Genomic DNA, 12,765 nt, shown 5'->3' with positions numbered 1-12,765 from the left:
CGAAAAAGAGGATCCATCGAGTTTAAAATCAAGTTTCATGCAAAGCCTGAACCTGATTTTAATACTCGATTCAAATCCTCTTTTTTTACGCTTGTATTTCGCCCCTTACGGGCAACATCCCTAACGCAGCATGATCGGATGCTGTTTATCTTTAAAATTGAATCTAGGGGCAATTAGAGCGATTTAGAGGGCTATTTGTCGCAACCCTGCGGGATTGCTTTGTTATTACCGGATAAGGTCCAATGGGAGAAGTTTCACTTCTTCGGTCGTCTAGTCAAAATCACAGATTTTGACTGACTCGCTCGAAGTTTGAAACGGTAATCAAGGAGGGGGATGCTCGCAAATTTCATCAGTTCGCAACGTGGACACGTTGCTCTGCAAATGTCTTTTATAACACGAAAAATTACACTAAATATATGTTTTTTCTTAATAAAAAGACATGAAAATGTAGTATAATTAAGGGGTGAAATCGGATAGGCTGATTTCTATATATGAGCTGAAAAGCTTAAGGTGTACTATGAAAATTTATACAAAAATTGCCCTTAATTACTTCAGAAATTTAATTTCTGCATGTGGAAAAGAACATGGGATATTTTTCTCAGAATCACCACAAAATCCAAAACATTTAGTAGCCAATGACACTATTTATTTCATTACTCAAATTGATGACTCAATTGTATTTATTGATTGTAAATATGGTCCAGTTTCAAATTATCGGATAGATGGAATTTTAGATTTTACATCTAATTCTATAGAGGATGCCGCTCAAATTGCTACTAATAATTTTCGTCTAATCTGTGAAAATCATTACACTATCTTGAATTGTGAATAATAAAAATTTGAGCTGAAAAGCTTATGGAGATCAAAATGAAAAAATGGTTTAGTTCTGATGTAAACAACCTTGATGATTTAAAGAAAGAATACCGTAAACTTTGCTTTAAACATCATCCAGACATGGGCGGCTCGACTGAAGATATGCAAGCCATAAATTCAGAATATGAGCAGCTTTTAAAAGTTCTAATTAATAAAAAGGCAGACAGTAACTATTCAGAGAAATCTACTTTTAAAAACCGAGATGAAGAAATTGATGCAGAAATTCGATTGAGAGAAGTTTTAGAAAAGATAGAAATCTTGGAAGGGTTAGAGATTGAGAGAATAGGACTATGGTTATATGTTTCAGGCAATACAAAAACGCATAAGGAAGCATTAAAAGAGGCTGGTTTAAAATGGGCACATGCTAGAAAACTTTGGATATATGTAGGTACAGAATGCAGAGGACGAGGAAACAAAGATATGGACGAGCTTAGAGCAAAATACGGAAATGAAAAGGTAAAAACTAGAAGTAAAATTAAAAAAATTGCTTAATTATTTTCTACAAAAAAAAGCCGACAAAATCGGCTTTTTTTACTTAAAATGTATAATTTCAACAACATAAATGATATAATTTATTTGTGAAATCGGATAGGCTGATTTCTATTTTTTGAGCTGAAAAGCTTATGGAGTTTTAAGATGTATGCAATTGTTGATTCAAATATGAATGTCATTGATGCTTCGATTTGTAAAATTAAATTAGAATATAAATTGGCTGATAAATTGTTTTGGATAGCTCACAATTTTGGTCGTCAAGCTGAAGGAGTTAAGCAAGATGAATTTGAAATAGATGAACTAAGTGATCCAGAAGTATGCAATGCTATTCACATGGCTTATCAAAATGCTTTTGACTATAAGAAGAATGAAATTAGTGATAGTTATAAAATCGTAAAATGGGATTGTAAACAGGCAATTTGGATTTAATTTTGAAACAAAAAAAAGCCGTGAATAACGGCTTTTTTTTGCAACAAAGTGATTGAAAAAATTAAGGAAAATGTTATAATTTAATCAAGAAATCGGATAGGCTGATTTCTATTTTTTGAGCTGAAAAGCTTATGGAGTTTACAAATGATTAAATCAAATAATATGATCGACATTAAAAATCTTATCAATGAATTTCGCAATGAAACTTTATTGGAAAAAGAGAAAGTCTTTATTGATGGTAAAGACAAAAAAAGCGTTATTACTGGTTCTAAAATTTTAACTCTAGCACTTACTAAAGAGAATATTATTTATACTATTTATCACATAGAAGTATGCCGTGATGAGGAAGGCAAAACAGTCAAACGTTATAAAATCCATCAAAGAAAATCTTTAGGTTTTTCAATTCCACTTAGCTTTTTGGTAAAGCGTGAATTTGAAAAAGCTGCACCAGAAACTTTAATAAATGCTTTAATTTGATTAGGAGTGGATTCAATGATTGCTCATCGAATTAATGATTCAACTGAAGAACTAAAACTTGAAGTTTTAAAAAGTGCAGCAGGTTTTTACATTGGAACTTTTGATTATGATTCTGATAATTATGGTCCTGTTAGCCGTGTATCGGAATACTTCAAGACCAGTGAGGAAGCAGAATATGCATTAAGGAATAATTGCTGGACACAACGTTAAAAAAAAGCTGGCTTTAAGCCAGCTTTTTTTTATCCTAATAAAATCTTTTTAATATCGTCCATATGTTTTTTCCAAACTTTTGGAGATATTTCAAGAAGCTTATTTCTATCTAAAAGTTTAAACAAATCATCTTTTACTTTTAATTTTGCTTGTTCAACTTCTTGAGCAATTTGTTCATCAAGTAATTCTAATTCTCTTTTCATTTGCTCTTTTCGTTGAGCTAATTTTTTGCCTTTCGGCGATAAATAATCTTCAATATTACCTGATTCATCTTTTGCTTTTGTTTCATTTGAATTTGTATTGGCTGCATCATTTTCAGCCTTAACAGATTCGTCATTTGTTTGAGCAACATTATTCATATTTACACCATCTCAAATTTTAACTAGCAAACAAAACTTCTTTGTTTGGCGACAAATACATACTAAATATTTTCACCAATCTAGCAACAGAATTTTTTTAAAAAACTTAAGATTGATTAAATGATGCGGGACACCCCGCTCATTTTTTTCTCACACACCACGCACCTAACGGTGCTTTTAGCTCAAGCCTTTATGGTGCAAGGTTTTGAGTGGATAAAACACTAGGTAAATATGGTTAACTTTTATGATCTATAAACTGTTATATGTTATTAATATATAAAAAGAAATAGGTGTTAACTTTCATTTTATTTAAAGTTAACCAATAAACTCATAAAAACAATGTAAGAACTTGTTTTTAAATAATATATATGGAGTAACCGATTTTATTTTATAAAATCAGAAAGATTTTGATTTATGTTATTGAAATATAGGTAAAAACTATGGTTACACAACTATTTTGAACATAAAAAAATAAATATTTCCAAAAGAACTAAAATGAAAATTAAAAAAATTGCATCAAAGTGCTACAATTTTTTCATCTTTTGTTTATCCACAGCTCTTGAGGAGTGTCAAACTCATGACCCAAAAGAAAGTTTCAATTGGAGGTAAGGTTAGCCCTGAAATTAAGAAATACTATGATGATATGGCTAATAGATTAGGAATCTCTACAAGTCAGTTACTTGAAAAAATCTTAATTGAAAACCTTACATTATCTAAAGTCCAAATCTTAATTGATGACTTTGACAACAAAGTCAATTATATGGTCGAGCTTATCAATCAGAGTTTTACGAACCAATCTCATTTTATTGATGAAAAATTTGATATCTCAAATTCTAGTTTAGCTAAGTTGATTTATGAAAACGGTTTGAATAAACAAACTGAAGAGTTCATTGCTACTTTAACTTTCTTGGAAGCTGCTAAGTATAAAAATCTGCCATTAGTTAAAGACTTTAATAAACGCGAAACCACTGGTGAAGCTCTCTTTTTACAAGCATCAAAAGAAGCTAGAGAGTCAGTTGCTAAACGTCGTAATCAATCAGAGGCTTAATTGAATGAAAGCAAAGAATAACTCAAAAGCAATCGAATTTACGAGAGGTTCTGAAATATGGATTCATCAATTTCGAATGTTTATTTCAAGCATGATGAATGTCATAGTTTTTGGCCTGATGATTACGATTGGCATTGTATGTGCATTTCTATACATTAAATTAAAGGATGTTCATTTTCTTGCTTTAAGTGTGCAATACGATATTTGGTTAAAGTCAGTATTTAATAATCCAGATGCGAGAGTAGCACTGAAGCTAAATGGTGTTGTACGTGATTACACTCTTGATCAAGCTCAGCACATTATTAATCCCTATTTTAACCAATTAAAGTTTTATGTTTTTCGAGCATTTATTTTAGGTATTCTTTTAAGCTCATTTCTAGTCGGTGGTCTTATTTATTACTGGTTTACTTATGGTAAGGAAGTAATGTCTGATGAACAAATTCGTGGTTCAGAACTAGTTTCTAATGACGCATTAATTTATAAAATCCAAAGTACGAAAGGATTCAGTCCATATAAAATTTCTAACATACCTATGGTAAAAAATACAGAAGGTACGAATGTTGGTATTTTTGGTGCTCCTGGTTCTGGTAAGTCTCAAATTTTTAGAGATCATTTATCTCAGGTTAGAAACAATAAAAGAAAAGCTATCGTTTATGATCCTTCAGGAGAATTCACTTCAGAATTTTATCGACCAGGTATAGATATTATTCTAAATCCATTTGATGAACGTATGCCGTATTGGTCACCATTTTTTGAAATTCGTCATGATGAGCATTTCGATAGTATTGCTAATGCTTTTGTTCCAGTTGAGGGTAAAGATCCTTATTTTGGCGAAGCTGGTAGAACAGTATTAGCTGAAGTCATGCGTGAATTACATGCTAATGGTATACACTCAAATAAGACTCTCCATGACACGATTGCACATTTTACTATTGAAGAAATATCGTCTGTGCTTGAGGGAACGGCTGCTTCAAAGCATGTTGATAAAAAAGCTGAAAAGACGGCACTGGCTGTTCTTACAACAGTACAAAATAAATTAAGAGCATTTCGCTATTTACCAGATTCCGGTACACAGTTTTCTATACGTGATTGGGTAAGTCGGCCTGAAGAAGACTCATGGATTTTCCTTTCGCTTAGAGAAGAACAGAAAACTACTATTGAACCACTTATTACGTTGTGGTTTTCAATATTCATTAAAGCCGTAATGAACTTAGAACCAATACATCGTGAACTATTATGGATGTATTGTGATGAGTTCCCAACTCTACCAAAAATGGATGATTTACCTTTATCTCTTACAAATACTCGTAAATTCGGTTTATGTCATTTTTTAGGACTACAAGATATTCCTCAACTTGAAGAAAAGTACGGAGAAAAAATTGCTCGTTCAATAATTTCAGCTTTACAAACGAAAGTGTTCTATCGAGTTAATGAAAATGAAACTGCGAAAAGAATGTCTGAAATTCTTGGACAGATGGAAGTTGCTGAAAAAAATATGTCTAGAAGTATGGGGGTTAATGATTCAAGAGACGGTGATAGTTTTATTACTCAAAGGAGAGAACGCTTTATTGTTTTACCATCTGAAATTATGAAGTTGCCAGATCTAACAGGATACTTAAGAGTTCCTGGTGATTATCCAGTTACGAAGATTACTCAGAAATATCATCCTCACTTAAAAAATGTTCCAGCATTTATAGAACGAGAAAATATGGGTTTCATTTCTGCGTTTGCGGTTGCTGAAGCTTTAGAATCCCAATCGAATTCTGATGGAAAAGAGCCATTAGTAGAACAACAAAATGAAGAAGGCAATTTCTTTGGGAATTCTACTGTGCCACTTGTTGGAAATAGTAGTTTCTTTGGGAAATCTAATACAACCTCTGAAAATATTTATGAAAATTCACCTTTAGATTTATTTCATTCTCAAACAGAAGATAGTGATTTATCACTTAATGAAAAAAACGGTATTCAACCAGACGAAATAATCCCGGACGAAGATGAAAAGCCTAAAGTTGTTAATAATGACAGACTACATACTTTTGCCAGCTATCTTGCCGCAACCGATGAATCAAGTGTTCAGAAAAATAATGACGTTACTCCTGACACTAATTCAAGTAATGATTCTAATGAATCTAGTTTTAAAGACTTGTTCAATAACAATGATTAGGTAGGTAGATAATGCTAAGTGTTAACAATGTAGTTGAATCAGGAAAGGCTTTGTCTTACTACCAATTAGATAATTATTATACTAATGAGCAACAATCATTGGATCAAACTGAATGGTATGGTCGTGGTGCTCAAGTATTAGGTATTAATGGTGAACAAATTGAGGCAAATATTTTTAAAGACTTGCTAGAAGGTAGAGTAGAAGATCAACAGTTGGGGCGAGTTAGGAAAGATGAAAATGGTCAAAGTTATATTGATCATAGAGCTGGTATAGATTTAACGTTTAGTGCTCCAAAATCTGTTTCGATAATGGCAGAGGTTTTTGAAAATCAAGATGTGCTACAAGCACATCTTGATGCTGTTAAAGATACTATTTCCGCTATTGAAGATCATTACACGCAAACTAGAATCAGTGTTGATGGCACAATTCAAAAATCAGAGAGTGATAATTTAGTTGTTGCTCTTTTTAATCACAATACTAGTAGAGCATTGGATCCGCAAACTCATACACATGCAGTTGTTATGAACATGACTTTAAATGATAAAGATTCATGGACGGCATTAAGTAACGAAGTAATTTATGATAATCAGGCAACCATAGGTTCGATATATAATTCTAATCTCGCTCAAAATTTAAGAGCTATAGGTCTTGATGTAGAGGTAAAAGATAATCAGGGCAATTTTGAAATTGCCGGCTTTACTCCAGAAATGATACAAGAGTTTTCTCAGCGAAGAACTCAGATTATTGAAAGTTTAAAAAGTAGAGGAATTGATATTGAAGATGCACCTGCTAGTTTGAGAGAACAAGCAGCTTTAAAAACACGGGAAAGGAAACAGGCATTTAATGAGGCTGAATTACGTCAAGTTTGGAAGGAACGTGCAAGTGAACTTGGCATTACACAAAGTTTTGTAGATAAGCTAGAAGATAAAATTAAAACGAATCAGATGAATGCGGATCCGCAACCTTCAGAAAAAAACCAAAAAGACATATGGAAAACCGGATCCTCAAAAAATGATCCGAATATATCATTTGAAGGGAAAACGGAAGTTTCTAGCGATAAATCTAATAACGCTGATAAAGAAGCACCAGATAAACGAATTGACAACTCTGAAACGCAAAATCCGAGCGATAGCGCCATATCAAATGAAAAAGCTAGTCAAGTGTCAGGAAAATCCCAAAAAGAGCCAGAAACGCAAAATATGGGCCAAGAAGCGCATATTCAAGATGAAGGTAGATTGGGTAAGAAACAAACTGAACCTAAAGCGAGTAACAATTCAAAAGACCAGACTGTACCTAGAGAACGACCTTATCAAAGAAAGAATCGTGAATCTCAACAAGTACTCATAAGCCAAAAAACAAAAGAAGCCGTTTACTACGCTATAGGGCATCACACCGAAAGAGAAATGATGATACCTGAAACAAAGATACTAAATACGGCTATGAAATTTGACATACAAGAAGTAACTCATGAACAAGTACGAGCTGAGTTAAATAGACTAGAAAAAGAAAAAATCATTGTCCGGGTAGATGGGAAGTTAACAACTCAGCGTTTGGCACATAGCGAAGTTTGGTCGTTACAACATATACAAAATGAACAAAAAAGCGTGAGTCCAATAGTGGATGAATCTCAAGTTAAAACAAGACTCGATCAAGAGGAACAGTTGAGAGGGAGGAAGTTTACACCCGGACAAAGAGCAAGTCTTGAAACAATATTTAGTTCTGAAAGTAGATATATAGGCGTAGACGGTTTAGCTGGTACGGGTAAAACTACAATGCTGCATACTTTGAATAAAGTAGCCTCAGAAAACGGTTTTATTGTTAAAGGTATGGCCGCCACTGGCGTAGCTGCTAAAAACTTAGAATTGGAAACTGGTATACCCTCAAAAACAATGGCCATGTTTCAGATTAAAGAAAATGAGCTTCAGAAAGAAATTGAAAAGAATGGGGGAGTAAACCGTAAAAATGAAATCTGGATAGTTGATGAATCTTCATTTGTAAGCCAGACAAACTTCAAAGACATTTTGACTTTGGCTAAGCAAGCTAATAGTCGTGTTGTTTTTTTAGGGGATAAATTGCAGCTTCAGTCAATTAGTGCAGGAAAACCATTTGAACTTGTACAAAATAGAGGTGTGCTAAAAACTTCACAAATGCATGACATTATCCGTCAAAAAAACCAGGAACTTAAAGACGTGGTTTCTGTTGTCGTTGCAAAAAACAAAGAAGGTAAAATTGATTTAAGTAACAACGATAAAGCTTTTGATTTACTTGATAAACAGCAAAGGATTCATGAAGTAGTTGTAGCTGCAAAGGGTACACAACCAGCTCTACATGAGCAGCATGACTTATTTCAGGAAATTCATGAAGTACATCAAAAATTAGTTGGTGATTATATGAGGCTTAATAAGGAATCAAGAGATAATAGCCTTATCATTACTCCCTTTAACTCAGATAGAGTAATGCTGAACTCACTTGTAAGAAGCGAAATGAAAAAACTAAATGAATTAGATCATAATGATCATAATTTTGAGATCTTAGTAAATACCAATTTCACTGAAGCGGAGCGTAAACATATTAATAATTATGAGCCTAATATGACGATACGTTTTGGGAAATCATTTACAGATAAAGACACAGGAATCAAAATTGAAAAAGGTGACTATCTAAAAGTAATGATGAAAGACAAAGAAGGTAAATTGGTATTAATTGATAAGGATAAAAATAAAATTAAATGGAACCCTAAAAAAGGAAGTGTAGAAGTATATAAATCAGAACAAAGAAAGATAGCTAAGGGAGATGTAATAAGAATTACCAGGACAAAAGATGATGAACAGATCAAGAATGGTGAAAGATATAAAATCAAGGATATTCATGAAGATAAAGTAATAGTAGAAGGCCAGGATGGGAAAGAGAAAAGCCTATCAAGAAGTGGGTTTAAACATTTTGATTACGGCTATAGTAGTACTGTTTATTCCTCTCAGGGCTTAACACAGGGTAATGTATTTTTATTACTAAATAGCCAAAAATTAGCAAATGATCTGAAAAGTGATAAGGCTGCCACCAAAGTTTTAGGTAATACATTTGGAACAAGATCATTTTATGTTGCTGTAACGAGGGAAGAGCATAATTTGCAGATTTACACTGATAATAAACAAATGACACGAGAAGCAATTACGTTTAAACAAGATAAAACAAGTTATTTGGATACAGTTAAAGAAGTTGGTCAAAAAGTACCAGAACATATCATCGAAAATGAAAAAATTGGTGTAACTAATGAGCTAGAAAGATAGGAACAGAGTATTATGAAATTGTGGTATATGGTTTATAAATGCTATATTAAATTAAGCCTAATGTAGTTATCGGTAAAGGTAAAGGGGATAATGGTGGTAACGAGTAATGCAGTAATGCACAATGTTTCAAAACGTGTGTATGATGAAAGAGAACCATTTCAGGTCCTACTAAGCCCAACTTTGAAAATGATATTAGGTAACTATCAAAAGTTGAAAAAATTACCCTTTAATTACGTGCTTGGAAAGATCTTAGAGGATACAGTAAATAATGAGAAAATTACTGCTGAAGTTAGAAAATTACAACCAGCTTATAAGATGATTAAAGGCTCAAGAACTGTAATAAGAATTGAAGTAGAAACAGCTAAAAGAATCCGGGAAACAGCAGTACAGAAAAAGGGTGAAACACTATCGAGTTTTACTAATGCTGCGGTCTATTACTTCTTAAAGAATGGTGATTTTGAAACATTGCCAGAGCTTAAACAAAGCATTGATGAAATAGAGAATATTGAACTTTAAAAAAAGCCCATAAGGGCTTTTTATTTATTTCGTAAAGCTTACATAAAGAAAAATTAAATTTTCCATAAATGCGAGACTTCTTGGTCTACTTTATCAATATCTAAATGGAATTGCCACTCACCATACAATTGACGCCAGCAACAATAATTAAGAAAGCTATCATCGCGCTTAATCGTAAGCGTCCGCTGAATCCCATACCTATTTTTTAATTCGATTTAGGTTTCCAGCAGTGCGGCAGTAACTCTTCAATCTGGGTCACTTTATGTGTCGGTAACCTTTTCAGCACATCACTTAAATAGGCATACGGATCCAGCCCATTCAGCTTTGCTGACTGGATTAAAGTCATGATGTTTGCCGCTCGCTGACCACTGCGCAGCGAACCTGCAAACAGCCAGTTCTTGCGCCCCAACGCCCAGGGACGCATCTGATTCTCTACCCAATTGTTGCATATCGGTAGATTGCCATCATCCAGATAGCGGCTTAAGGCTGGCCAACGCTTCAGAGTGTAATTGATGGCCTTGGCGGTGGGAGAACTCGATGGCACTGTCAGATGATGTTGGTTGAGCCATTCATATAGTTGTTGCATCACTGGTTGACTATGCTGTTGTCGGTATTCGCGGCGGTCTTCCGCTGTACCATCGGTCTTTTTCCTGAGTTCTGCTTCTATCGCATACAGTTTCTGAATCAGCACCAATGCCTGTTCAGCGACCTGACTTTTCCCGGTCACATGCAGTTCATGGAATTTACGACGTGCATGGGCCATGCAGCCGACCTCTATGACCTGGCCTGATTTAAAGCGTGCTTTATAACCACTGTAATCATCACAGACTAGATTGCCCTGCCAGCCTTTCAAGAACTCTGCAGCATGCTGGCCTGAACGACTATCCTGAAAGTCATAGATCACCGCCTGAACTGGATTGTACTGTGTGGTGGCATAGGCCCAGACATAACCTTTCTTCGGTTTTTTCTCATTCTCACCCATCCGCATGATGGTGACCGGTGTTTCATCTGCATGCAGCACCCGCTGTTGCAGCACCACCTCTTTTAAGGCATTGGCCAGAGGTTCCAGTTCTACACCGCAGCGACCTATCCAGTCAGATAAAGTTGATCTAGAAAGTTCGATTCCCGCCCGCTGATAGATCAGACGTTGACGGTACAGCGGCAAATGATCGGCATACTTCGATACCAGCACATGGCTGAGCAATTCAGGTGAAGCAATGCCTTTATCAATCACATAGGCGGGCATCGCTTGCTGAGTCAGAGTGTCACACTGATCACAGACCCATTTACCACGCACATGCTGTTCCTTATAGAACTGTGCCGGTCTGAAATGCAGTTTCTCACTGACATCTTCGCCGATACGACGGAGTTGGCATCCACAAGTGCATTGGGTTGATGCAGGTTCATGCTCAATACGGATGGTGTGTAGATGATCTGGCAGTGGTCGACGTTTAGGTTTATTGGTTTTGGCTTTCTGTGTCGCTGCATCGGTTTTATCTGCATTTAATCGTTCTAATTCCAGATCAACAGCAGCAATATCTTCTTCAACCGCTTCATCCCATAGGTGGATTTGTTTTGCCGTTAAGTGTTCATTCTTTTGGGCGAATTTGTGCTTTTTAAACAGCGCCAGTTCATGCTCGTATTTTTGATTGAGAATAGAAAGATGTTGAACTTTGGCATCCAATTGTTGGTTTGATTGTGCTAGAGACTGATGCTGCATCGCCAACTGTCTGGTGAATTCCAGCAGTTGTTCATGGGTCAGTTGGCTTAAGTCAGGCAGCGTATTCATGACCGCAGTATGCCTGAGGTCATGAAGAGAATGAAATAGAACGTTTGGAGGATGGCAGAATGGTCGAGCTTGGTTTAGAGCATATTCACCACTTGCTGCAATCCAATTCTCTGCCAGGGCAAACCTTGGATTAATGCCTGTAACTGTTCCGGGCTGAGGGCCACGGTTTCACCTTGGTGAACTTGAGCCCAGTGAAATTTACCCTGTTCCAAACGCCGGGCACACAGCCAGATGCCCAGTCCATCATGTACCAACACTTTCATACGATGACCACGTTTATTACAGAACAGGTAGGCGCAATGCGGTTTGATGTAGCCAAAGGCTCTCACCACCTGAGCCATGACAGTATCCATTCCTGCTCGCATATCCATGGGCTGGGTAGAGAGCCAAATTTCATTGATACGGATCATGTTGCCAGTGCCTTGAGTAATTCTGCCAAGGCAGGTATTTCTGATGTCTGCCATTTTAGCTGAATATCATTATTCGTATGAGGCACGGTGATACACAACGTGATCCTCTCATCAATAGGTTGGCTGATTGCAGCAGTGTAAGGCAAAGCAATAAATGCTGGATTCACATGAGTAGGATCCTGCACGGCACCCTCATGATGGCTGAAGATCCTGATCCAACGACTGACAAGGTTGGCATTAATACTATGTTGCAGTGCGACCGAAGCGATCGAGGTATTAGGATTTTTACAGGCATTGACAATACTGAGTTTGAATTCTTTGCTGTATGTTCTGCGTTTTTTAGCAACAGGAGGTGTTGCTGAATATATATCCATGTTCATGGATTAAGTCCCCACTTGTTTTTAGGTGGGAACTAAATTAAGGCTTATAGGACCGCTTGGTAAGGCTGTGTTAGCCGGATGCTTACGCTTAATCATCCATTCAGCCCATTGAACTTCAAGAATATCGAAAGAATAAGAGCCAAATGCAGAACCTATAGCTAAATCGCCCCAATGTGCTATCTCAGGATAAAGATATCTAAGAGTTGTAATGTCCTTTCGATCATCATCATTCCACTCACCGGGATCAGAGCCGTGGCCTGGTGTCACAAAAGTTTCAGGGTTAAAAATAAAATTAGGCATATTAAATCTCCAAGCAATCAATTATTTGAAA

14 protein-coding genes are annotated in these 12,765 nt (G+C 35.7%); 9 read left to right on the top strand and 5 right to left on the bottom strand.

The window, feature by feature from the left end; all coding sequences use genetic code 11:
- The first annotated feature begins 517 nt into the window (after positions 1–517).
- The 5 genes from EGS71_RS00250 (at position 518) to EGS71_RS00230 (ending at position 2,481) form a co-directional block, all read left to right on the top strand.
- Positions 518–832, top strand: a complete 315-nt coding sequence (locus EGS71_RS00250) for a hypothetical protein (RefSeq protein WP_000708714.1) — start codon at positions 518–520, stop codon at positions 830–832.
- Between the two features lie 35 nt (positions 833–867).
- Positions 868–1,365 carry a molecular chaperone DnaJ gene (locus EGS71_RS00245; protein WP_000758689.1) on the top strand — a complete coding sequence of 166 codons (498 nt, stop codon included), beginning with the start codon at positions 868–870 and terminating at the stop codon, positions 1,363–1,365.
- 144 nt (positions 1,366–1,509) lie between these two features.
- On the top strand, positions 1,510–1,794 hold the full coding sequence (locus EGS71_RS00240; RefSeq protein ID WP_000270931.1) for a hypothetical protein: 285 nt from the start codon (positions 1,510–1,512) through the stop codon (positions 1,792–1,794).
- Positions 1,795–1,938: 144 nt separating this feature from the next.
- Complete coding sequence (locus tag EGS71_RS00235) at positions 1,939–2,271, top strand: hypothetical protein (protein ID WP_000597531.1); 333 nt, start codon at positions 1,939–1,941, stop codon at positions 2,269–2,271.
- Between the two features lie 15 nt (positions 2,272–2,286).
- Positions 2,287–2,481, top strand: a complete 195-nt coding sequence (locus tag EGS71_RS00230) for a hypothetical protein (protein WP_000560244.1) — start codon at positions 2,287–2,289, stop codon at positions 2,479–2,481.
- 29 nt (positions 2,482–2,510) lie between these two features.
- Here EGS71_RS00230 and EGS71_RS00225 read toward each other — a convergent pair whose 3' ends face one another.
- Positions 2,511–2,840, bottom strand: coding sequence for a hypothetical protein (locus EGS71_RS00225; protein WP_001066685.1), 330 nt, complete (start codon positions 2,838–2,840; stop codon positions 2,511–2,513).
- A 577-nt stretch (positions 2,841–3,417) separates the two neighbouring features.
- On the opposite strand from EGS71_RS00225, the gene EGS71_RS00220 reads away from it, so the two are divergent.
- The 4 genes from EGS71_RS00220 to EGS71_RS00205 all read left to right on the top strand — a co-directional run bounded on the left by EGS71_RS00220 (position 3,418) and on the right by EGS71_RS00205 (position 9,855).
- Entirely contained in the window at positions 3,418–3,888 is a 471-nt protein-coding gene (locus tag EGS71_RS00220; RefSeq protein ID WP_000192272.1) for a hypothetical protein, read from the top strand.
- Positions 3,889–3,892: 4 nt separating this feature from the next.
- Positions 3,893–6,052: a type IV secretion system DNA-binding domain-containing protein gene (locus EGS71_RS00215; RefSeq protein WP_000644960.1), complete on the top strand. Its 2,160-nt coding sequence runs from the start codon at positions 3,893–3,895 to the stop codon at positions 6,050–6,052.
- 11 nt (positions 6,053–6,063) lie between these two features.
- Positions 6,064–9,339 carry a MobF family relaxase gene (mobF, locus tag EGS71_RS00210; protein WP_000953856.1) on the top strand — a complete coding sequence of 1,092 codons (3,276 nt, stop codon included), beginning with the start codon at positions 6,064–6,066 and terminating at the stop codon, positions 9,337–9,339.
- Between the two features lie 90 nt (positions 9,340–9,429).
- Positions 9,430–9,855, top strand: a complete 426-nt coding sequence (locus tag EGS71_RS00205) for a hypothetical protein (protein ID WP_000261891.1) — start codon at positions 9,430–9,432, stop codon at positions 9,853–9,855.
- Positions 9,856–10,060: 205 nt separating this feature from the next.
- On the opposite strand, the gene EGS71_RS00200 is transcribed toward EGS71_RS00205, so the two are convergent.
- The 4 genes from EGS71_RS00200 to EGS71_RS00185 form a co-directional block, all read right to left on the bottom strand.
- Positions 10,061–11,644: an IS66-like element ISAba25 family transposase gene (locus tag EGS71_RS00200; protein ID WP_001094424.1), complete on the bottom strand. Its 1,584-nt coding sequence runs from the start codon at positions 11,642–11,644 to the stop codon at positions 10,061–10,063.
- Positions 11,645–11,718: 74 nt separating this feature from the next.
- Positions 11,719–12,054, bottom strand: coding sequence for an IS66 family insertion sequence element accessory protein TnpB (tnpB, locus tag EGS71_RS00195; RefSeq protein WP_000619347.1), 336 nt, complete (start codon positions 12,052–12,054; stop codon positions 11,719–11,721).
- Positions 12,051–12,434 carry a transposase gene (locus tag EGS71_RS00190; RefSeq protein ID WP_001055589.1) on the bottom strand — a complete coding sequence of 128 codons (384 nt, stop codon included), beginning with the start codon at positions 12,432–12,434 and terminating at the stop codon, positions 12,051–12,053. The genes tnpB and EGS71_RS00190 overlap by 4 nt, the downstream gene beginning before the upstream one ends.
- 21 nt (positions 12,435–12,455) lie before the next feature.
- Positions 12,456–12,734, bottom strand: coding sequence for a hypothetical protein (locus EGS71_RS00185; protein ID WP_002011416.1), 279 nt, complete (start codon positions 12,732–12,734; stop codon positions 12,456–12,458).
- Positions 12,735–12,765: the final 31 nt, after the last annotated feature.

It is taken from the genome of Acinetobacter sp. FDAARGOS_559, assembly GCF_003940475.1.
Lineage (GTDB): Bacteria > Pseudomonadota > Gammaproteobacteria > Pseudomonadales > Moraxellaceae > Acinetobacter > Acinetobacter baumannii.
Note: the sequence above shows the minus strand (reverse complement) of the source record. Positions and strands in the feature narration are given on the sequence as shown.